Raw genomic sequence first — 22,031 nt, forward strand, 5'->3', positions numbered from 1 at the left:
ATCCTCACGCGTGGTAGGCGGAATCGGGAATATCGGTAATGAACATGTGTCCCGGCGCATGGGTAATGGCAAAGGGAACACCGGATGCCATCACGGCGGCCTGTGGGGTGACGCCGCAGGCCCAGAAGACCGGAACCTCGCCGGGTTCGATCCGCACCGCGTCGCCGAAATCGGGCTTTGCGAGATCGGTAATGCCGATCTCCTCGGGCGCACCCACATGCACGGGCGAACCATGCACCGCTGGAAAACGTCCCGAAATGGTCGCCGCATCAGCGACGCGCGACGCCGGGATCGGCCGCATGGAAACGACCATATTGCCCTTCAGCCGACCGGCCGGACGGCAGGGGCGGTTGGTGAGATACATGGGCACATTGCTCTTGTCCGTCATATGGCGGATTTCGATACCCGCCTCCACCATCGGTGTTTCGAAGGTGAAGCTGCAGCCAATGAGGAAGGCGACGAGATCGTCGCGCTCAGCCCATGCGGCGGTGGCGTCAGCGGTTTCCTCAACAAGCTTGCCGTCACGCCAGATGCGATAAAGCGGCAGATCAGTCCTGAGATCGGCGCCAGGCGCCAGAAGAGTGGTCGGCGATCCCGGATCGGACACGTCGAGTACCGGGCAGGGCTTGGGATTGCGTTGCGCATAAAGCAGGAAATCGAAAGCCCAGTCGCGCGGCAGCACGATCATGTTCGCCTGCGTGAAGCCGGGCGCGATGCCGGAGGTAGGGGCGACAATACCGCCGCGATAGGTGGCGCGGGCCTTGCGGGCGGCGTCCGCGTCCGTGTGATTGAGATAGGATGTGGGTATCGTCATCGGCTATCCTTTCAGCGATTGGATGCAAAAGAGCGGATGTCGATGCCATCAGCCTCGAAGCGCCGGCGGATTTCCTGGGCGATGGCGACCGCACCGGGGCTGTCGCCATGTACACAGATGGATTGCGCCTCGATTTTTATAATACTGCCATCGATCGCCTCCAGCGTGCCTTCGCGGGCAAGCTGCACCATGCGGTCGGCAATTTTTGCCGCGTCATGTAATACGGCACCGGCTTCCCGGCGGGAAACGAGCTGGCCCTGAGGCGTATAGGCGCGATCGGCAAAAGCTTCGGCAACGACGGCAAGACCGGACTTGCGGGCGAGATCGAGGATGGGCGCGTTCGCAAGGCCCATCAACGCCAGTGACGAATCTATGGCCTTGATGCCGTCGATCACGGCTTGCCCCTGTTTCGCATCATTGGCGATGCGGTTGTAAAGTGCGCCATGCGGCTTCACGTAACGCACCGTGGTGCCCGCAGCGGCGGCAACACCCTTCAGCGCGCCTATCTGGTAGATGACATCGGCAATCAGTTCTTCCGAGGTGGCGTCCAGATCGCGGCGGCCGAAGCCGACGCGGTCAGGATAGGAGACATGGGCGCCAACGACCACGCCCTTTTCGGCAGCGGCCTTGACGGTGCGGTAGATGCCGGCCGGGTCGCCTGCGTGAAATCCGCAGGCGATGTTGGCGCTGGAAACGATGGCGAGCATCGCCTCGTCATCGCCCATGCGCCATGCGCCGTAACTTTCGCCAAGATCGCTGTTGAGATCGATAGCGGCCATGTTTGCCTCCCTTATTCCATCAGTAGCCGAGCAGGGCAAAGATCGCGCCCGCCGATTTATAGGCCATATACCAGGTGAGCGCGCAGGTCAGCACGCCAAGCACCAGCAGCCAGCGCGGGTAGTGGTACCCGTGCATCAGATCCGCGCGCTTCCAGGCGGCATACATGAAGATCGAAAGACCGATCGGCAGGACGAGACCGTTGAGACCGCCGACGAAGACGAGCATGGCTGCAGGCGGGGTGGTGATGATGACATAGGCAATCAGCGAAATGGCGATGAAGCCGACCGTTGCCAGATTACGCTGACGCTCCGTTATGTCAGGCTTGAAAGCTGTCAGGAATGACACGGAGGTATAGGCCGCGCCGATGATGCTGGTCATGGCCGAGGCGAGGAAGACGGCGCCGAACAGGCGGTAGCCGATATTGCCGGCGGCGGCATGGAAAGCCTGGCCGGCCGGATTCGCCGCCTTGCCGGAGAGATCGATGACCACGCCACTTGCGACAACGCCGAGGATGGCAAGGAACAGGACGTAGCGCAGGACGCCGGTGATGGCGATGCCGCTGAGCGCCGCGCGATTGACCGCGTTGATATTTTCAATGCCCACCATGCCCTTGTCCAGCAGGCGATGCGCACCGGCATAGGTGATGTAGCCGCCAACCGTGCCGCCGACGATGGTGGTGATGGTGACGAAATCGATGGTGTCTGGCAGGAAAGTCTGGCGGAAGGCTTCCGCGACCGGCGGGCCGGAAACATATGCCGCATAAACGATCAGCGCCAGCTTGACAAAGGCCGCGACAAAAACCACGCGGTCCATGGCAATGCCGGCGCGGCGGGACAGGAAGATTCCGATGGCCGCCAGTGCACCTATTGCACCGCCGATCTTCGGATCGAGGTCGATCATGGCGTTGAAGCCGAGGCCCGCGCCGCCAATATTGCCGATGTTGAAGAACAGGCCGCCGATAATGACGAGAATCGCAAGCAGATAACCCGAACCCGGAATAGCGGCATTGGCAATGGCCGGTGCCCGCATGCGGGTAATGGTGACGATGCGCCAGATATTGGCCTGCACGACGAAGTCGATGAGGACGGAAATGACGATGGCGAATGCGAATGCGGCGCCCAGTTTAACCGTGAAATTTGCGGTCTGTGTGATGAAGCCCGGCCCGACGGCCGACATCGACATCAAGAACATTGCCGAAAGCAAGGCATACCGTTGATTCTTCGCCTTGCGCGCAACCTCGTTAGGGTCGGCGGGCGAGAGCTTATTCTGCTCCATGGATTTTCTCCGCTCCATTTGCAATCCGCCCCTCGCGGATGCTTTATGAGACCGAGTTTGGCCTGTTCCGCGAAATTGTCAACATTGTTCAACAATAAATAATAATCGTTCTCTTATTTTGTCTATTTGTTGGACGTTATGCGCATGAATTCAGCATGTTTTTTTCGTGCTTTGCTAATGCTTTGTGCTATGGGCAGAACATGCCGTGTCCGAACATGCCTGTCACGGAATTCCCGATGCTGCATTGCTCTTAGGAAAGGAGCGCCATGACGGAAACGATAGAGGGTCTGCCGCTTGCGGATCGATTGGCCAAGGGTATTCGTACCCTGCTGATATCAGGTGAGCTGGCGCCGGGGCAGCGCCTGTCAGAGGCAGCCTTCAGTGAACGTTTCGATGTCTCCCGCAATTCGCTGCGCGAGGCATTCCGGCTTTTGACCAAGGATGGGCTTCTGCGTCATGAGGCCAATCGCGGTGTGTTCGTCGCAGTTCCCACCATGTCCTCGGTCATCGATATCTACCGGGTGCGGCGCATGGTGGAATGCGGCGCGCTGAGGCAGGCCTGGCACAAGCACCCCGCGATCAAAACGATGCGGGCGGCGGTCGAGGATGCGAAGGTGAAGCGTGAGGCTGCTGATTGGCTGGGCGTGGGCAGCGCCAACATGAAATTTCATGCAGCTGTCGTTGATCTCCTCGACAGTGCCCGGATCAGCGATTTTTACGAGCGTATTGCCGCTGAACTCCGGCTGTGTTTCGGTCTCTTGAAAGATCCCGAACAGCTTCATTCTCCATTTGTCGACATGAACAGCAAGATTCTGTCACTGATGGAGGAAGGCAAGGCGCAGGAAGCGGGCGACGAGATGGACACCTATCTCAATCTTTCAGAGCGTACGGTCCTGAAAGCGCTCGAACGTGCCGTGGAACACGCCTCCTGACATAGCGGGCGGCGGCGAAACGTCTCGTGCCGTACTGTTTCACTTTTGCCGATCAGGGCGATTGCCAAGTTTGCTGCGCTGCGTCATCAATGCTGACATGACGCTTCGCGACCTGACAATTCTCGTTATCGACGAAAACGCGATCCGCGCTTCCATCATAGAGGAGGGCCTGCGCGAGGCGGGCTATCAGCGCGTTACCGTCATCCACGAGGTGAACGGGGTGGCGCGCACCATCGAGACGCTGCAGCCTGATGTCATTTTCATCGATCTTGAAAATCCCAATCGTGACATGATGGAGCATCTGTTCCAGCTCACCCGCACGGTTGGCCGGCCTATCGCCATGTTTGTCGATCGTTCCGACACCGCCTCCATCGAGGCAGCCGTCGAGGCCGGTGTCTCCGCCTATGTGGTGGACGGGTTGAAGAAAGAGCGTGTGAAACCGATTCTCGATATGGCGGTCAGCCGCTTCAATGCTTTCAGCCGCCTGCAGCGGGAGCTGGCCGATGCGAAATCGGCGCTTGAGGAGCGCAAGGTCATCGAACGCGCCAAAGGCATATTGATGAAGATGCGCGGCCTTCCTGAAGAAGAGGCCTTTGCACTTCTGCGGCAAACGGCAATGAACGAGAAAAAGAAGATTTCCGAGATCGCGCAAAGCGTGGTCACCGCGGCCGGTCTGTTGATGTGACGAAGACCAGCCGGACAGCGTGGAGTGAATAACATGGCGGCACCGGAACAAACGGCAGGACCAGACAGCGGAGCGACGAAAGCCCCGGGCGCACCGGCAAGGGTCGGCAGTGACCGGCAGAAAATCCTGCGTGCTGGCTTTATACCCCTTGTTGACGCATCGGTTCTTATCGCAGCGGCCGAATTCGGCTTTGCAGAACGCGAGGGCATTACGCTCGATCTCGTGAAAGACGTTTCCTGGGCAAATGTGCGTGACCGGCTGGCGTTCCGGCAATTCGACATTGCCCATATGATATCGCCAATGCCAGTCGCCTCCATGCTCGGGCTCGGTTCTAACCCGTCGCCGACGATTACGCCTTTTTCACTCGGACGCGGCGGCAATGCGATCACGCTTTCGACCCGCCTGTTTGACCGCATGAAGGCCGTGACCGGACTTTCCGAAACGGCGGGAGCGCTCGAAAATGCTGAGGCGCTGAAGCGTGTGCTTGATGATATGCGTGCCCGCGGCGAGCCGCCACCGACGCTTGGCATGACCTACCCGTTTTCCTCGCATAATTACGAATTTCGCTACTGGCTTGCCGCTGGCGGCATTCACCCCGACAACGATGTCAAGCTTGTGGTCGTGCCGCCGCCGTTGACATCGGATGCGCTCGCTGCGGGAGCGATTGACGGTTTCTGCGTTGGAGCGCCGTGGAATATCGTCGCCGCCGAACGCGGTGTCGGCCGGGTCGTTGCCGCCAAGCAGGATTTGTGGCCTTCCGCACCCGAAAAGGTCATCGGCATGCGGCCCGAATGGGCGGCAAACCAACAAGAAGCGGTCGGACGGCTGCTGACGGCGCTTGATGCGGCCGCGCGCTGGTGCGATCTTGCAGAAAATCACGATGAACTAAGCCGGGCCCTTGCCGATCCGCGTTACATCGGAGCGCCTGAGGCGATTATCCGTCGTGTGCTTGCCGGTGAATTCAGCATTGATAGCCGGGGGAATAGGCGCGTGATCGACAAATATTTCACCTTTCATGGCGGCCATGCGAATTATCCCCGGCAAAGTCAGGCTTTGTGGATTTACAGCCAGATGATCCGCTGGGGGCAGGCGGAATTTTCTCGCAAAGGCGTGGCGGCCGCCTTGTCTTCCTACCGGCCGGATATTTACCGGGCGGTGCTGGGCGACGCCAATGCGCCTGATGATGCCGATATCCGTGTCGAAGGGCAGGAAGAGGGTGATCGTTTCGTAGATGGCCTCATATTCGATCCCGCCGACATAGAAGGCTATGTGAAGGAATTCTCAGTACGTACATCTACGGCTGTTTCTCAAGCTTCCGGTGAGGCATAAACGGCACCCAAGCTGGTCAAGCTGCGTAAAATTCAAGCGCTGGATTTCTCTATTTGCCCAAATGCAAGCCAAGAAAATCCCTGATTAAAATTTAGTCGTACAGCCCACCTCATGAATACGCCTTTCTTTTCAGGGCTATAATCTAATTTTGATAAACTGGCACGCCTTTTGCTTTTTGTTTTTCGCACCGGTCAACGGCGATCGGAGCAAGCAGGGCGCGGCATAGGCGCTTTCAAAGACACAGACGTCGCAAGGTTTTGCAGTCCGGACTTCTCCCGTCCGCAGACGCAAACACCGAGCGGCGTTTTTTTTATTTTCCGGTTTTTTCGCAAGCGAAAACGTCACCCACGGGTGGCCCAATAAGGGGAACATGCGAATGAAAAAGATATTCTCCGGCGCTGTCAGCCGCCGCGCGATTTTGAAGACCACGGCCAACGCAGCCCTTGTCACTGCGGTACGCGGCGCGTTTCCCTCTGGGGCTTTCGCAGCCACCGCCGAGCCTGAGGTCAAAGGCGCAAAACTCGGCTTCATCGCACTCACCGACGCCGCACCGCTCGTTATCGCCGCGGAAAAGGGCCTCTTCGCCAAGCATGGCATGCCTGACGTCGAGGTTCTGAAGCAGGCGTCATGGGGCGCAACGCGCGACAATCTGGTGCTCGGCGGCGCTTCGAACGGTATTGACGGCGCGCATATTCTCACGCCGATGCCGTATCTGATGCATACGGGCAAGGTAACCCAGAACAATGTGCCGGTGCCGATGACAATCCTCGCCCGCCTGAACCTCGACAGCCAAGGCATCTCCGTCGCCAGGGAATATGCAGATACCGGCGTTCAACTCGATGCCTCCAAACTGAAGGTGGCGTTCGAGAAAAAGAAGGCGGAAGGCAAGGAAATCAAGGCCGCGATGACGTTCCCGGGCGGCACGCATGATCTCTGGATCCGCTATTGGCTTGCCGCCGGCGGTATCGATCCCGACAAGGACGTTTCCACCATCGTCGTTCCGCCGCCGCAGATGGTCGCCAACATGAAGGTTGGCAACATGGACGTCTTCTGTGTGGGCGAGCCCTGGAACGAGCAGTTGGTCAATCAGGGCATCGGTTTTACTGCCTGTACGACAGGCGAACTCTGGAAGGGCCATCCGGAAAAGGCGCTCGGCATGCGCGCCGACTGGGTGGAAAAGAACCCCAACGCCGCCAAGGCGCTGCTGATGGCGGTCATGGAAGCGCAGCAATGGTGCGACGAGATGGCGAACAAGGAAGAAATGTCCACCATCCTCGGCAAACGCCAATGGTTCAACGTGCCGCCGAAGGATGTGCTTGGCCGTCTGAAGGGCAATATCAATTACGGCAACGGCCGCGCGCTCGAAAACACCGGCCTGCAGATGAAGTTCTGGCAGGACCATGCCTCCTATCCCTTCCGCAGCCACGACAGCTGGTTCATCGCGGAAAACATCCGCTGGGGCAAATTCGCGCCCGACACCGATGTGAAGGCGCTGGTTGCGAAGGTGAACCGAGAGGATATCTGGCGCGCTGCCGCCAAGGATCTCGGCGTAACCGATCTGCCCGCTTCCACCTCGCGCGGCAAGGAAACCTTCTTCGACGGCAAGGTCTTCGACCCGGAAAACCCGTCGGCCTATCTCGAAAGCCTGTCCATCAAGGCGGCCTCCTGAGGAGGAGACCCGGGCGTCGCCCTTCATCCGCCGGCCGCGCTTCCCAACCGGTGCGGCTGAAGACCGGGTGAGGGGCGAGCCCAGACCGTAACCGACATCAAGAGGAAATGCCCATGTCCGCATTGGCCCGAAAATTCAACGAAGAGCCGCAGCAGCAGGCAGCGAAGAAGGCAAGTGTCGTGGCGCTTGCGCCGAAACAGTCGCCGCGGATTGATCTGCGCAAATGGGCTGTGGTAGCGGCCCGCAACATCATCCCACCGTTTGTCGTTCTCGCCATTCTGCTTGCTGTCTGGCAGCTGCTCTGTTCCGCCCCCGGCGCCTCCCTGCCGCCGCCGAGCCAGGTTTTCGAGGAGAGCTACGATCTCATCGTATCGCCGTTCTTCCATAATGGCTCGCAGGATATAGGTCTCGGCCTGCGCGTGCTGGTCTCGCTGGAGCGGGTGGCCTACGGTTTCGGCCTTGCCGCCATCGCCGGCATCATTCTCGGGGCTGTCATCGGCCAGTCGGTCTGGGCGATGCGCGGCCTCGATCCGATCTTTCAGGTGCTGCGCACCGTGCCGCCGCTCGCCTGGCTGCCGCTTTCACTGGCCGCCTTTCAGGACAGCAATCCGTCGGCCATTTTCGTGATCTTCATCACCTCCATCTGGCCGGTCATCATCAATACCGCAGTCGGCGTGCGGAACATTCCGCAGGATTACCGCAACGTGGCGCAGGTGCTGCGGCTGAACCAGCTCGAATTCTTCTTCAAGATCATGCTGCCATCGGCAGCACCCTACATCTTCACCGGCCTGCGCATCGGCATCGGCCTTTCGTGGCTCGCGATCGTGGCGGCGGAAATGCTGACCGGCGGCGTCGGTATCGGCTTCTTCATCTGGGATGCGTGGAATTCCTCGCGCCTGCCCGACATCATCGTGGCACTCGCCTACATCGGCGTCGTCGGCTTCATGCTCGACAAGCTGGTGGCGGCGCTCGGCAAGGTCATCACCCGCGGCGCTGCGGCCAACTGAAAGGGCGATAACTATGAACGCATATCTCAAGCTCGATCACATCGACAAATATTTCGACAAGGGCGGCTCGCGCGCCGAGGTGCTGAAAGGCATCAACCTCACTATCGAAAAGGGTGAATTCGTCTCGGTCATCGGCCACTCCGGTTGCGGCAAATCCACCATGCTGAACCTCATCGCCGGGTTGACGAAAGTCTCCGCCGGTGCCGTGCTCCTCGAAAACCGGGAGGTCAACGAACCCGGACCTGAACGCGCCGTCGTGTTTCAGAACCACAGCCTGCTGCCGTGGCTTTCGGTTTATGAAAACGTCAATCTCGCTGTCGAGAAGGTCTTCCGCAACACCAAGACCCGGACCGAGCGGCATGACTGGGTCATGCGCAATCTCGATCTCGTTCAGATGGGGCAGGCGAAAGACAAAAAGCCTTCGGAAATTTCCGGCGGCATGAAACAGCGTGTCGGCATTGCCCGGGCGCTCGCCATGGAGCCGAAAATCCTGCTGCTGGACGAGCCTTTCGGGGCGCTGGATGCGCTGACCCGCGCTCATCTTCAGGATGCGGTGATGGAAATCCACGCCCGGCTCGGCAACACCATGGTCATGATCACCCATGACGTGGACGAGGCTGTGCTGCTCTCCGACCGTATCGTGATGATGACCAACGGTCCCGCAGCTCACATCGGCGAAGTGCTCGAGGTGCCGCTGGCACGCCCGCGCAACCGTATCGAGCTTGCATCCGACAAGACCTACCTCAAATGCCGCGAGGCCGTGCTGAAGTTCCTTTATGAACGTCACCGCTTCGTCGAAGCCGCGGAGTAACGACCATGACGCAGAAACTCGTCATCATCGGTAATGGCATGGCGCCGGGGCGCATGCTGGAAAACCTGTTCGAAACCGCGCCCGGCCTCTACGATGTCACCATTTTCAACGCTGAGCCGCGTGTTAATTACGATCGCATCATGCTCTCGCCGGTGCTTTCAGGCGAAAAGAGCTACGAGGACATCGTCATCCACAATGACGACTGGTATGCGGCCAATAATGTGACGCTGCACAAGGGTGCGAAGGTCACCGGTATCGATCGGGACAAAAAGACCGTCACCAGCGAAAACGGTATTACGGCTTCCTATGACAAGCTGGTGATCGCCACCGGTTCTCTGCCCTTCATCATTCCCGTCCCCGGCCATCAATTGCCCGGCGTGCTCGCCTATCGCGATCTCGATGATGTGACGAAGATGCTGGAGATCGCAGAAGGAAAGGGCCGCGCCATTGTCATCGGCGCCGGCCTTCTCGGGCTGGAAGCCGCCTATGGTCTCAAGCGTCAGGGAATGGACGTCACCGTCATCCACCTGATGCCGACGATCATGGAGCGTCAGCTTGATCCGGCAGCGGCCTATCTTCTGGAGAAGGCGCTCACCGAGCGCGGCATCGACATCATCACCAAGGCCAATACCAAATGCATTCTTGGCAAGGAGAAGGTCGAGGGCATCGAGCTGGAAGACGGCAGGATCATCAAAGGCGACATGGTGGTGATGGCGGTCGGTATCCGTCCCGCTTCCGGTCTTGCCAGGGAAGCCGGTCTTGCCGTCAATCGCGGTATCGTCGTTGACGATGGCATGATGACGTCGGACGCCTCGATCTATGCGCTCGGCGAATGCGCGGAACATCGCGGCATGTGCTACGGGCTGGTTGCCCCGCTTTATGAATCGGCCCGGGTGTTAGCCGACCGCCTTTGCGGCGGTTCGGCCGAATATCACGGCTCCGTCACTAACACGAAGCTCAAGGTCACCGGCATCAACCTGTTTTCCGCCGGCGATTTCGCAGAAGGCGACGACCGCGAGGAAATCGTGCTGCGAGACGCCACGGCCGGCGTCTATAAGCGCCTCATCCTGAAAGAAAACCGCATCATCGGTGCGGTGCTTTACGGCGAGACGGCGGATGGGTCGTGGTTCTTCGATCTGATGAAGAAGTCCACCGATATTTCCGCCATGCGCGAAACCCTGATTTTCGGCCAGGCCTATCAGGGAGGGTCGCCGCTGGACCCTATGGCGGCCGTTGCAGCCTTGCCGGATGATGCGGAAATCTGCGGCTGCAACGGCGTTTGCAAGGGTAAGATCACCTCGTCCATTACCTCCAAGGGATTGACGTCTCTGGATGATGTGCGCGCCCACACCAAGGCTTCCGCCTCCTGCGGCAATTGCACCGGTCTTGTCGAACAGCTGATGACGCTGACGCTCGGCGACAGTTATAACCCCGCTGCCGTGCAGCCCATGTGCAAATGCACCGATCTCGGCCACGACGATGTACGCCGTCTCATCAAGGCCAAGGGTCTTAAGACCATTCCAGCCGTGATGCAGGAGCTTGAGTGGAAAACCTCCTGCGGCTGTGCGAAATGCCGGCCGGCGCTCAATTATTACCTCGTCTGCGACTGGCCGGATGAGTATGCCGATGACTACCAGTCGCGTTACATCAATGAGCGTGTTCACGCCAATATCCAGAAGGATGGGACCTATTCCGTCGTGCCGCGCATGTGGGGCGGTGTGACATCCTCTTCCGAACTTCGGGCGATTGCCGATGTGGTCGACAAGTTCGAAATCCCGATGGTTAAGGTGACGGGCGGCCAGCGCATCGACCTTCTCGGCATCGAGAAGGAGGATTTGCCGGCGGTCTGGGCCGATCTCGGCAAGGCCGGGTTCATTTCCGGCCAGGCCTATGCCAAGGGCTTGCGCACCGTGAAGACCTGTGTCGGCCAGCAATGGTGCCGCTTCGGCACGCAGGATTCCACCGGGCTTGGCATCCGCATTGAAAAATTCATGTGGGGCTCGTGGACACCCGCCAAGCTGAAGCTTGCCGTTTCCGGCTGTCCGCGCAACTGCGCCGAGGCCACCTGCAAGGATATCGGCGTCATCTGCGTTGATTCCGGGTTCGAAATCCATTTCGCCGGTGCCGCCGGCCTCGATATCAAGGGCACTGAAGTTCTGGGTCTTGTCAGAACCGAGGATGAAGCGCTGGAGCATATCGTGGCGCTCACCCAAATGTACCGTGAGCAGGCGCGCTACCTTGAGCGCATCTACAAATGGGCCAAGCGCATCGGCTACGACGAGGTTCGTCGCCAGATCATGAATGATGCGGAGAAGCGTCGGGCCTATTTCGAACGCTTCGTCTTCAGCCAGAAATTCGCGCAGGTCGATCCCTGGTCCGAGCGTGTGTCCGGCCACGACAAGCACGAATTCAGGCCCATGGCGGCAATCGGTTTCAGCGAGGCAGCGGAGTGAGAACGATGGACGTCAACTGGATCGATATTGGTGACATCTCCGACATCCCACTGCGCGGCGCACGGTGCGTAAAAACGCCGATGGGCAAGATCGCCGTGTTCCGCACGGCGGAAAATCAGGTCTTCGCCATCGAGGACCATTGCCCGCACAAGGGCGGGCCGCTGAGCCAGGGCATCGTGCATGGCGCTTCGGTGACGTGTCCCTTGCATAATTGGGTCATTTCGCTGGAAACCGGCAAGGCCTTGGGGGCGGATGAGGGCGAGGTGAGGACCATTCCGGTGCGTAATCTGGATGGAAGGCTTTCGATAGCGCTCGAAACCCTGATGATTGCGGCGGAGTGAATTGCGATGGCGGTGGCTTTACCCCCCTTTGCCCTGCCGGGCATCTCCCCCTCAAGGGGGGAGATCGACAAGCGGAGGGCTCCTCGTTCCCTCTCCACCGGCGACGACGCCAGTTGTGAATGGAAGTTTGTGCCGCGATTGATCTCCCCCCTTGAGGGGGAGATGCCCGGCAGGGCAGAGGGGGGTAAGCGCCACACGTTGAGGCGGCGTAACCGCCACACGCTGAGAGGGCAAACCCATGCCCGTTGAAACCAAAACCACCTGTCCCTATTGCGGCGTCGGCTGCGGCGTCATCGCCACCGTCAACGACGATGGCATCGTTTCCATCAGAGGCGATCAGGACCACCCCGCCAATTTCGGCCGGCTGTGCTCCAAGGGCTCGGCTCTCGCCGAAACCATCGACCTTGAAGGACGCATTCTTCACCCTGAGATCAATGGCAAGCGGGCAACATGGGACGAAGCGCTTGATCTCGTCGCTTCCCGCTTCTCCGACACCATTGCCGAACATGGCCCGGATTCGGTTGCCTTTTACGTCTCCGGCCAATTGCTGACCGAGGATTATTACCTCGCCAACAAGCTGATGAAGGGTTTCATCGGTTCGGCCAATATCGATACCAACTCAAGGCTCTGCATGTCGTCCTCGGTCGCCGGCCATCGCCGCGCCTTCGGGGCCGATACGGTGCCGGGCACCTATGAGGATATGGAGCTTGCCGATCTGGTGATCCTCACCGGTTCAAATCTCGCCTGGTGCCATCCCGTCCTCTACCAGAGGCTAGCGGCGGCAAAGGCGGCACGGCCGGAAATGAAAGTCGTTGTCATCGATCCGCGTCGCACGATGAGCGCCGATATTGCCGATATGCACCTCGCCATCCGCCCGGATGGAGACGTGGCCTTGTTTACCGGCCTGCTGGCGCATCTTTCCGGTAGTCCTGCAGTCGATCACGCCTTTGTGGAAGATCACACGGTCGGTTTTGATGCTGCGATGCAGGCAGCAACCGAACATAGCCTGCCTGATATCGCTGAGGCCACCGGGCTGACGATTGCCGAACTGATTCCCTTTTACGAATTGTTCGAACGCACCGAAAAAACCGTCACCTGTTACAGCCAGGGCGTCAACCAGTCGCAAAGCGGCACCGACAAGGTCAACGCTATCATCAATTGCCACCTTGCGACCGGTCGCATCGGCAGGCCCGGCATGGGACCGTTTTCGCTCACCGGTCAGCCGAACGCCATGGGCGGGCGCGAGGTCGGCGGGCTGGCCAACATGCTGGCCGCCCATATGGCCATCGAAAGTGCCGGGGATCGTGATCGCGTGCAGCGCTTCTGGGCCTCGCCTGCCATTGCGGAAAAACCCGGCCTCAAGGCCGTTGATATGTTTCGGGCCGTGGCCGATGGCCGCATCAAGGCGCTGTGGATCATGGCAACCAATCCAGTGGTGTCCATGCCTGACGCCGGTGCCGTCGAAGCGGCCATCAAGGCCTGTCCATTCGTCGTGGTGTCCGATGTCATGGCAAAGACCGATACGGCGCGCCATGCCCATGTGCTTCTGCCATCGCTTGGCTGGGGGGAAAAAGACGGCACGGTCACCAATTCCGAGCGGCGCATTTCCCGCCAGCGCGGTTTTCTCGATACACCCGGTGAAGCGAAGGCGGACTGGTGGCAGATGGCGGAAGTGGGCCGGCGCATGGGTTTCGGCGCAGCCTTTGCCTTCCGGCACGCGTCGGAGATTTTCGCCGAACATGCGGCTCTGTCTGGCTTCGAAAATCTGGGCAGTCGCGATTTCGACATCAGTGGCGTCGACCCGAAAGTCTATGACGGGATGGCGCCCCTCCAATGGCCAAGACCGCAGGCAGGCGACGCCGGCACGACGCGTTTCTTTGAAGATGGCCGGTTTTATCACGCCGATGGCAAGGCACGGTTCATCGTCACAGCCTTGCCGGAGGTGGACAGAACGTCGGCGGACTATCCGCTGACGCTGAATACCGGGCGCATTCGCGACCAGTGGCATACCATGACCCGCACCGGCAAAAGCGCACGCCTTACCGCCCATATCGCCGAGCCATTCGCCGAGCTTCACCCGCGCGATGCGCAGGCGCTGGGCATTGAAAGCGCCGATCTGGTAGAGCTGGAAAGTCCACATGGTAAGGTTCTGCTGCGGGCGTTGATCAGCGAAAGGCAGGCGCGCGGGTCGGTGTTCGCGCCGATGCACTGGAACGACCAGTTCGCCTCGCTGGCGCGGATCGATATGGTTGTGGCCCCGGTCACGGACCCTTATTCCGGCCAGCCCGCCTCGAAAAACACGGGCGTGAGGGCAAGACGTTTCGAAGCGAAGGCTTACGGTTTCGCCATTTCCCGCACCCGGCCCGATGCGCCGGACTGCGCCTATTGGGCGATTGCAAAGGCGGATGGCGGCTATCGCATGGAGCTTGCCTTTGCGGAAGAGCCGCAGGACTGGATGCTCTGGGCACGACAGGTCTTCGGCATCGACGCCGGGATCGAGCCGCTGGGTTATAGCGACCGGCAAACTGGCGATCTGCGCCTTGCCTTTTTCGATGGCGATATACTGCTGGCGGCGCTGTTCATCGCAAGGCGGCCGGTGGCTGTTGCCCGCAACTGGGCGATTTTACAATTGACCGAGCGCCATGAGGATCTGCGAATGCGGTTTGCGCTGATCGCCGGTCGCCCGGGAGCCGGCCGTCCCGATCCGGGGGCCACGGTCTGCTCTTGCTTCAATGTCGGCGTCAACCAGATCACGGCCGCAGTCCGGGATGGCTGCCATAGCGTCGAAGCCATCGGCAAGGTGTTGAATGCCGGCACCAATTGCGGCTCGTGCCGCGCCGAAATCAAGGGGGTCATCAATGGATGCCTTAAAACCGCAGCGGAATGAACCGGCCCGTATGGAGAAACTCGCCAAGCTGCCGGTTTTCTGGGGGCTTGAGGGCAAGCGCGTGGTGCTGGCGGGCGGATCGGATGGGGCCGCCTGGAAGGCGGAGCTGTTGCTGGCCTGCGGCGCGGAATTGCATGTCTTTTGTGAGAGGGGTGACCTGTCCGAGACATTTGCAGGGCTCGTTGCCAGAAGCACTCGCCTGCATTTCCATGCCATGCGCTGGCATAGTGGCATATTCGCCAATGCGGAACTGGCGCTGGCGGATTGCGAAACGGATACGGAGGCGGCAGCCTTTCATGCCGCTGCGCGGGCAGCGGGTGTTCCCGTCAACGTCATCGACAAGCCGGAATTCTGCCAGTTCCAGTTCGGCTCCATCGTCAATCGCTCGCCAGTGGTCGTCTCGATCTCCACCGATGGCGCAGCACCTATTCTGGCTCAGGCCATCCGTCGGCGCATTGAGACATTGCTGCCGCACTCGCTCAGGGATTGGGGCGCGCTTGCCCGGACCATCCGTGAGCGGGTTAACCTGCGGCTGACGCCAGGTCCGTCCCGGCGGCTGTTCTGGGAGAAATTCGTCGATCGGGCCTTTACCGAAAGGCTGGACGAAGACAGCGAAGAACGATTGCTGACGGCTACCGGAATGCAGGCTTGCGAGGTTGGGGGGCGGGTGACGCTTGTGGGCGCCGGCCCTGGAGACGCCGAACTTCTGACGCTGAAAGCGGTGCGCGCCCTGCAGGCGGCAGATGTCATCCTGTTTGACGATCTTGTCTCAGCCGAGGTGCTGGAGCTGGCGCGGCGGGAGGCCAAGCGCATGCTGGTTGGCAAGCGCGGCGGCCGCGAAAGCTGCAGGCAGGAAGATATCAACGACATGATGATCCGGCTTGCAAAGGCGGGAAAAAGGGTGGTGCGCCTGAAATCCGGCGATCCGATGATTTTCGGGCGCGCCGGTGAGGAGATCGCCGCGCTGGCGGCTGAAAACATTCCCGTCGATGTCGTGCCCGGTATCACCGCGGCAAGCGCCATGGCCTCCCGCCTCGGCATTTCCCTGACCCATCGCGACCACGCCCAGTCGGTGCGCTTCATCACCGGCCATTCCCGTCAGGGAAAGCTGCCGGAAAATATTGACTGGACATCGCTTGCCGACCCCGCCGTAACCACGGTTTTTTACATGGGCGGGCGAACCGCGGCGGCAATCCAGTCCTCCTTGCTCGCCCACGGCATGGACGCCTCGACGCCCGTTGCCGTCGTGGTTTCCGTCACCCGGGCGAATGAGCAGCGCTGGCGCGGCCCACTCACGCAACTGTCTGCGGCAATCGAGCGGCTGGGGGTAAACGAGCCCGTTCTGATCGGCATTGGCGATGCGTTCCGCGCCGCTTCCCCGGCGCTGTCCTTGATGGATGCAAAGGAGATCCTTCCGCCCGTTCTGATAGCTCGATGACGGACCACGCGCCGCCCCGGCGCAAATTTTTGACACACGACGTCGACGCGGCCACCCACGGTCGGCCTAAACCATGCCTTGACATTGGTTTTTTGTTCGCTCTTCAATAAAACGAAAAAATTGAAAGAGGAGGGAGGGCGAAATGTTGCTCACACCGCGTCAGGATGAAATCGTCGCGCTGGCGAAAGCGAACGGGCGAGTGCTGGTCGACGAGCTGGCATCTCGGTTTTCCGTCACCCCTCAGACGATCCGCAAGGACCTGAACGACCTCTGCGATACCCGTGTTCTGACCCGCATCCACGGCGGCGCGCTTTTTCCAAGCGGCAATGAAAATGTCAAATACGAGGCTCGGCGGGCGATTGCTTCCGTGGAAAAGCAGGCGATCGGGGCCGCTGCCGCCGCTCTCATTCCCAACAATTCGTCGCTTTTCATCAACATCGGCACGACCACGGAGGCGGTGGGCGAAGCGCTGGCGGATCATCACGAACTGATGGTCATCACGAATAATATAAATGTTGCCAACAGGTTACGCGTTTTTCCGGGTATTGAGGTGGTGATTGCCGGTGGTGTCGTGCGCGGCTCCGATGGCGGCATTGTCGGGGAAGCGGCCGTGGATTTCATTCGCCAGTTCAAAGTGGATTTCGCCGTCATCGGCGTGTCCGCCATCGATGAGGACGGCGCCCTGCTGGATTTCGATTTCCGCGAGGTCAAGGTTGCGCAGGCAATCATCTCCAACGCGCGCCATGTGATTCTGGTATCGGATTCGCTCAAATTCGAACGGACGGCCCCTGTCCGCATCGGCCATCTTTCGCAGGTTCATACCTTCATCACCGATCATTGTCCGATTGATTCCATCCGCGGTATCTGCGCCGATCATGATGTCCGGCTGATCGAGACGGAGGCCCGCGGCACCTGATCCACGGGCTGTCGGAATTTCGTTTGACATTCGTTTTGTCTTCGAATTAGATGGTCGTGCTTTCAATATATCGATGAGGAGAGCGTCGATGAAAGCGCGGGAGGGTGCATGTCTGACGAGGCAATTCACGATATTTTCGTGATCGGCGGCGGTATCAATGGCTGCGGCATTGCGCGCGACGCCGTCGGCAGGGGCTATTCCGTCGCACTTGCGGAAATGAACGATTTCGCCTCCGGTACGTCGTCTGCTGCAACCAAGCTCATTCATGGCGGCCTGCGTTATCTCGAACATTACGAGTTTCGTCTGGTGCGCGAAGCACTGATGGAACGCGAGGTTCTGTGGGCGATGGCGCCTCATATCATCTGGCCCATGCGTTTCGTGCTGCCCTTCCAGAAGGGCGGTGTGCGTCCGGCGTGGCTCGTGCGTCTCGGGCTCTTCCTTTACGATCATCTTGGCGGCCGCAAGCTTCTGCCCGCCACCCGCTCGCTCGATCTGCGCCGTGATCCGGCCGGAAAGCCTTTGAAACCGATTTTCGCCCGGGCTTTCGAATATTCCGACGGATGGGTCGATGACGCCCGCCTGGTCGTGCTGAACGCCCGTGATGCCGCTGACCGTGGCGCGTTGATCCTCAATCGGACGCAGGTGGTTTCCGCGCGGCGCGACGGCGCGTTCTGGCGGGTCGAGACGAGAAATGCCGCCGGAGAAACGCAGGTCCACCGGGCGCGGATGTTGGTGAATGCCGCCGGTCCATGGGTCGACAGGGTTCTGTCGGCGACCTTCGGAAAAAACAACGTTCACAATGTTCGCCTCGTCCAGGGCAGCCATATCATCGTGCGCAAGAAGTTCTCCGATCCGCGCGCCTACTTCTTTCAGAATCCGGATGGCCGCATCATTTTCGCCATCCCTTACGAACAGGATTTCACCCTGATCGGCACGACGGATCGCGACTATACCGGTGACCCCCGGGCTGTTAAGATCAGCGACGAGGAAATCAGCTATCTCTGCAGCGCGGCGAGTGAATATTTTGCCGAACCGGTGAAGCCGTCCGATATCGTCTGGACATATTCCGGGGTGCGGCCGCTTTTTGATGACGGCGCGTCAAAAGCGCAGGAGGCGACGCGTGATTATGTCTTGAAGACCGAGGGGACCGACGGCGAGGCACCACTTCTCAATATTTTCGGCGGCAAGCTCACCACTTATCGGCGACTCGCCGAACATGCTCTTGAAAAGATCGGCGATGCGCTGGGAACAAAGGGAGCCCCATGGACAGCGGGTTCTCATCTGCCGGGCGGAAATTTCAATGTAGAAGCTTATGCTGCGGAGGTTTCTGCGCTGCTATCGCGTTATCCCTTCCTGGAAAAGCGTCATGCGGAGCGGCTTGTCCGCTGCTACGGCACCGATGTGGCGGCGATGATAGGCAATGCGACAGACGCGCCGGCGCTTGGGCGGTATTTCGGCGGCACGCTCTACGAAGCTGAAGTTCGCTGGCTGATGGCGCGGGAATGGGCGCTGACGGCGGAGGATATTCTGTGGCGCCGTACCAAGCAGGGGCTGTTTTTGACCCCCGACGAGGTGCGTGGGTTGGAGGACTACATCGATGACATTGCAGGTGGACGATTGAAGGCAATCTGACGATCCGGACAAAAGCGGAGGAGGCTTTGGATCACCATGCTTGAATTGCGAAATGTCTCGAAGATGGTGGGCGGTGACTATCATATTCATCCCACGGATCTGACGTTGCAGCGCGGAAGCCTGAACGTTCTGCTTGGACCGACGCTTTCGGGCAAGACGTCGCTCATGCGGCTTATGGCGGGGCTGGACAAGCCAAGCAGCGGCTCGATCCTGGTCAACGGCGAGGATGTGACCGGCTGGCCGGTCCAGAAGCGCAATGTCGCCATGGTGTACCAACAGTTCATCAACTATCCGGCGCTCAGCGTTTACGAAAACATTGCCTCGCCGATGCGGGTTGCGGGCAAGGATCAGGCAACCATCGACCGGGAAGTGAGAAAAGCCGCGGAGCTTCTGAGGCTTACACCCTATCTCGACCGTACGCCGCTCAATCTTTCCGGCGGCCAGCAGCAGCGCACGGCACTTGCCCGCGCCATCGTCAAGAACGCCACTCTGGTGCTGCTCGATGAGCCGTTGGCCAATCTCGATTACAAGCTGCGCGAAGAATTGCGCGAGGAGCTGCCGCGCATTTTCGCGGAGTCGGGCGCGATCTTTGTTTATGCCACCACAGAGCCGTCAGAGGCGCTGCTGTTGGGCGGCAATACGGCAACGCTCAACGAGGGCAGGGTAACCCAGTTCAGTCGCACCATCGAGGTTTACCGGCGCCCGGTGGATATTGTGACGGCGGAAATTTTCGCCGACCCGCCGCTCAACACCATCGAGGTCATCAAGACGGGTGGAGCCTTTACCCGTGCTGATCGCGCCGTTGTCGCGGTGCCGGCGCACCTTGCCACCGTGCCGGATGGACCTTTGACCATCGCTTTCCAGCCGCATCATCTTTTCCCGCAGGCGAAGGGTGAAGCACGGCAATCCATACGGGCGCGGACGCTGATCTCGGAAATCGCCGGGTCGGAAAGCTTCGTGCATGTGGAATTTTCGGGCCGACGCTGGGTCATGCTGGCGCATGGCATTCACGACATCGAACCGGACAGGGATATCGAGCTGTTTCTCGATACAAGCCACCTGATGGCATTCGACGCAAATGGCCGCGCCATCGGCGAAGCGGCGTAAGGGGGATCGGTCATGGCACGTATCACGCTCGATCATATCCGCCACGCCTATAACGCCAAGGCGCAGGCTGCCGGCGATTATGCGCTGAAGGAGGTTCATCACGAATGGGAGGATGGCGGGGCCTATGCACTTCTCGGTCCCTCCGGTTGTGGTAAGACCACGCTGCTCAACATCATTTCTGGCCTGCTGCGCCCCTCCGAAGGCCGCATCGCGTTCGACGGAACAGACGTCACGGATTTTGCGACTGAAGATCGCAATATCGCCCAAGTGTTCCAGTTCCCGGTCGTTTACGACACGATGACAGTTTACGACAATCTTGCTTTTCCGCTGCGCAACCGGCATGTGCCGGAGGCCGAGGTCGACCGCCGCGTGCGGGAAATCCTTGAGATGACCGACCTCTCCGGTATGGCCAAACGCAGGGCCCGCGGGTTGACGGCGGACCAGAAGCAGAAGATCTCGCTGGCGCGCGGCCTCGTACGCTCCGACGTCAACGCCATTCTCTTTGATGAGCCGCTGACGGTCATCGATCCGCATATGAAATGGGTGCTGCGCTCGCAGCTGAAGCGCCTGCATCGCCAGTCCGGTTTTACCATGGTCTACGTCACCCATGACCAGACCGAAGCGCTGACCTTCGCCGACAAGGTGGTGGTGATGTATGACGGCCAGATTGTCCAGATCGGCACGCCGGCTGAGCTTTTCGAGCGGCCGGGGCATACATTTGTCGGTTATTTTATCGGCTCGCCGGGCATGAATGTTCTGCCCGCCAATATCGAGGGGACGACGGCTGTAGTCGGCGGTCTTGGTGTGCCGCTGGCAGGTGCGCCGACGATCGCATCGGGGCAGCGCATCGAAATCGGCATCCGCCCGGAATTCGTCCGGCTGGAGCGCGGCGGCATGCCCATCACTGTCGATAAGGTCGAGGACATCGGCCGGCAGAAGATCGTGCGTGCCCGGTTCGCCGGCCAGAAACTCGCGATCGTCGTTGCGGAAGACGAGGAAATCCCGGCGGAGGCCGGTGTGCGCTTCGACCCGGCCGCCATCGGTGTTTTCGCCGATTCCTGGCGTGTAAAGATGGGGGCCTGACCATGGAAAAAAGCTGGAACAACAAGGCATGGTTCATGGTGCTGCCGGTGCTGGTGCTGGTCGCCTTCTCCGCCGTCATTCCGCTGATGACCGTCGTGAATTATTCGGTGCAGGACACCTTCGGCAACAACCAGTTCTTCTGGGCGGGAACGCAATGGTTCGAGGAAATCCTGGCGTCGGACCGGTTCTGGGATGCGCTGGGGCGCAACCTGCTATTCTCCGGCATCATCCTCGCGATTGAAATTCCGCTCGGCATCTTCATCGCACTCAAAATGCCGAAATCCGGCATCGGCGTGCCGATCTGCCTCGTCACCATGGCACTGCCGTTGCTGGTGCCGTGGAATGTGGTGGGCACGATCTGGCAGGTCTTCGGGCGCAGCGATATCGGACTTCTCGGTTATTACGCCAATCAGCTCGGGCTCGACTACAACTATGTCAACGATCCCGTCGATGCCTGGATTACCGTCGTCATCATGGATGTGTGGCATTGGACGAGCCTTGTCGTGCTTCTGTGTTATGCCAGCCTGGTTTCCATTCCTGACGCCTATTATCAGGCGGCAAGGATCGATGGCGCGTCGCGTTTTGCGGTGTTCCGGTTCATCCAGCTGCCGAAGATGAAACGGGTGCTGCTGATCGCCTTCCTGCTGCGCTTCATGGACAGTTTCATGATCTATACCGAACCCTTCGTCGTCACCGGCGGCGGCCCGGGCAATTCCACAACCTTCCTGTCCATAGATCTCGTGAAGATGGCACTTGGCCAGTTCGACCTCGGCCCGGCAGCGGCCATGTCGCTGATCTACTTCCTCATCATCCTGCTGTTATCGTGGGTGTTCTATACCGTGATGACCAGCCACGACGCGGAGACCTGAGTC

The 22,031-nt window shown here is 59.9% G+C and carries 18 protein-coding genes; 15 read left to right on the top strand and 3 right to left on the bottom strand.

Features of this window, described 5'->3' with window-relative positions; all coding sequences use genetic code 11:
* Positions 1 to 4: 4 nt before the first annotated feature.
* From ACZ47E_RS13890 to ACZ47E_RS13900, 3 genes are read right to left on the bottom strand one after another with little or no spacing between them, the layout of a single operon-like run.
* On the bottom strand, positions 5 to 814 hold the full coding sequence (locus tag ACZ47E_RS13890) for a putative hydro-lyase (RefSeq protein WP_022563283.1): 810 nt from the start codon (positions 812 to 814) through the stop codon (positions 5 to 7).
* An 11-nt stretch (positions 815 to 825) separates the two neighbouring features.
* On the bottom strand, positions 826 to 1,593 hold the full coding sequence (locus ACZ47E_RS13895; protein ID WP_022563284.1) for a LamB/YcsF family protein: 768 nt from the start codon (positions 1,591 to 1,593) through the stop codon (positions 826 to 828).
* A gap of 19 nt (positions 1,594 to 1,612) precedes the next feature.
* Positions 1,613 to 2,869, bottom strand: coding sequence for an NRAMP family divalent metal transporter (locus ACZ47E_RS13900; RefSeq protein WP_004437230.1), 1,257 nt, complete (start codon positions 2,867 to 2,869; stop codon positions 1,613 to 1,615).
* Positions 2,870 to 3,135: 266 nt separating this feature from the next.
* On the opposite strand from ACZ47E_RS13900, the gene ACZ47E_RS13905 reads away from it, so the two are divergent.
* From ACZ47E_RS13905 to ACZ47E_RS13975, 15 genes are all read left to right on the top strand, one after another.
* Positions 3,136 to 3,801, top strand: coding sequence for a GntR family transcriptional regulator (locus tag ACZ47E_RS13905; protein WP_004437233.1), 666 nt, complete (start codon positions 3,136 to 3,138; stop codon positions 3,799 to 3,801).
* A gap of 97 nt (positions 3,802 to 3,898) precedes the next feature.
* On the top strand, positions 3,899 to 4,486 hold the full coding sequence (locus ACZ47E_RS13910) for an ANTAR domain-containing response regulator (protein ID WP_022563285.1): 588 nt from the start codon (positions 3,899 to 3,901) through the stop codon (positions 4,484 to 4,486).
* A 33-nt stretch (positions 4,487 to 4,519) separates the two neighbouring features.
* Complete coding sequence (locus tag ACZ47E_RS13915; protein ID WP_464016996.1) at positions 4,520 to 5,815, top strand: CmpA/NrtA family ABC transporter substrate-binding protein; 1,296 nt, start codon at positions 4,520 to 4,522, stop codon at positions 5,813 to 5,815.
* A gap of 376 nt (positions 5,816 to 6,191) precedes the next feature.
* Positions 6,192 to 7,484: a CmpA/NrtA family ABC transporter substrate-binding protein gene (locus ACZ47E_RS13920; protein ID WP_022563287.1), complete on the top strand. Its 1,293-nt coding sequence runs from the start codon at positions 6,192 to 6,194 to the stop codon at positions 7,482 to 7,484.
* Positions 7,485 to 7,597: 113 nt separating this feature from the next.
* Positions 7,598 to 8,491 (top strand): nitrate ABC transporter permease, encoded by an 894-nt coding sequence (ntrB, locus tag ACZ47E_RS13925; RefSeq protein WP_022563288.1) that lies wholly within the window; start codon positions 7,598 to 7,600, stop codon positions 8,489 to 8,491.
* 13 nt (positions 8,492 to 8,504) lie between these two features.
* The gene (locus ACZ47E_RS13930; RefSeq protein WP_022563289.1) at positions 8,505 to 9,302 is read left to right on the top strand and encodes an ABC transporter ATP-binding protein; all 798 of its coding nucleotides are present in this window, start codon (positions 8,505 to 8,507) and stop codon (positions 9,300 to 9,302) included.
* A 5-nt stretch (positions 9,303 to 9,307) separates the two neighbouring features.
* Positions 9,308 to 11,755 (top strand): nitrite reductase large subunit NirB, encoded by a 2,448-nt coding sequence (gene nirB / locus ACZ47E_RS13935; RefSeq protein WP_022563290.1) that lies wholly within the window; start codon positions 9,308 to 9,310, stop codon positions 11,753 to 11,755.
* A gap of 5 nt (positions 11,756 to 11,760) precedes the next feature.
* Positions 11,761 to 12,096 (top strand): nitrite reductase small subunit NirD, encoded by a 336-nt coding sequence (nirD, locus tag ACZ47E_RS13940; RefSeq protein WP_006699925.1) that lies wholly within the window; start codon positions 11,761 to 11,763, stop codon positions 12,094 to 12,096.
* A 238-nt stretch (positions 12,097 to 12,334) separates the two neighbouring features.
* Positions 12,335 to 14,983: a nitrate reductase gene (locus tag ACZ47E_RS13945; protein ID WP_022563291.1), complete on the top strand. Its 2,649-nt coding sequence runs from the start codon at positions 12,335 to 12,337 to the stop codon at positions 14,981 to 14,983.
* Positions 14,955 to 16,421, top strand: coding sequence for a siroheme synthase CysG (gene cysG, locus ACZ47E_RS13950; RefSeq protein ID WP_034500303.1), 1,467 nt, complete (start codon positions 14,955 to 14,957; stop codon positions 16,419 to 16,421). The genes ACZ47E_RS13945 and cysG overlap by 29 nt, the downstream gene beginning before the upstream one ends.
* A 142-nt stretch (positions 16,422 to 16,563) precedes the next feature.
* Positions 16,564 to 17,337 (top strand): DeoR/GlpR family DNA-binding transcription regulator, encoded by a 774-nt coding sequence (locus ACZ47E_RS13955; RefSeq protein ID WP_006699927.1) that lies wholly within the window; start codon positions 16,564 to 16,566, stop codon positions 17,335 to 17,337.
* A gap of 108 nt (positions 17,338 to 17,445) precedes the next feature.
* On the top strand, positions 17,446 to 18,969 hold the full coding sequence (locus ACZ47E_RS13960) for a glycerol-3-phosphate dehydrogenase (protein ID WP_022563293.1): 1,524 nt from the start codon (positions 17,446 to 17,448) through the stop codon (positions 18,967 to 18,969).
* A 36-nt stretch (positions 18,970 to 19,005) separates the two neighbouring features.
* A complete protein-coding gene (locus ACZ47E_RS13965; RefSeq protein WP_006699929.1) occupies positions 19,006 to 20,076 on the top strand; it encodes an ABC transporter ATP-binding protein in 1,071 nt (356 codons plus the stop codon).
* Between the two features lie 12 nt (positions 20,077 to 20,088).
* Complete coding sequence (locus ACZ47E_RS13970; RefSeq protein WP_022563294.1) at positions 20,089 to 21,159, top strand: ABC transporter ATP-binding protein; 1,071 nt, start codon at positions 20,089 to 20,091, stop codon at positions 21,157 to 21,159.
* Positions 21,160 to 21,161: 2 nt separating this feature from the next.
* Positions 21,162 to 22,028 (top strand): carbohydrate ABC transporter permease, encoded by an 867-nt coding sequence (locus ACZ47E_RS13975; protein WP_004437268.1) that lies wholly within the window; start codon positions 21,162 to 21,164, stop codon positions 22,026 to 22,028.
* Positions 22,029 to 22,031: the final 3 nt, after the last annotated feature.

The organism is Agrobacterium sp. 5Ca39 (genome assembly GCF_055382365.1).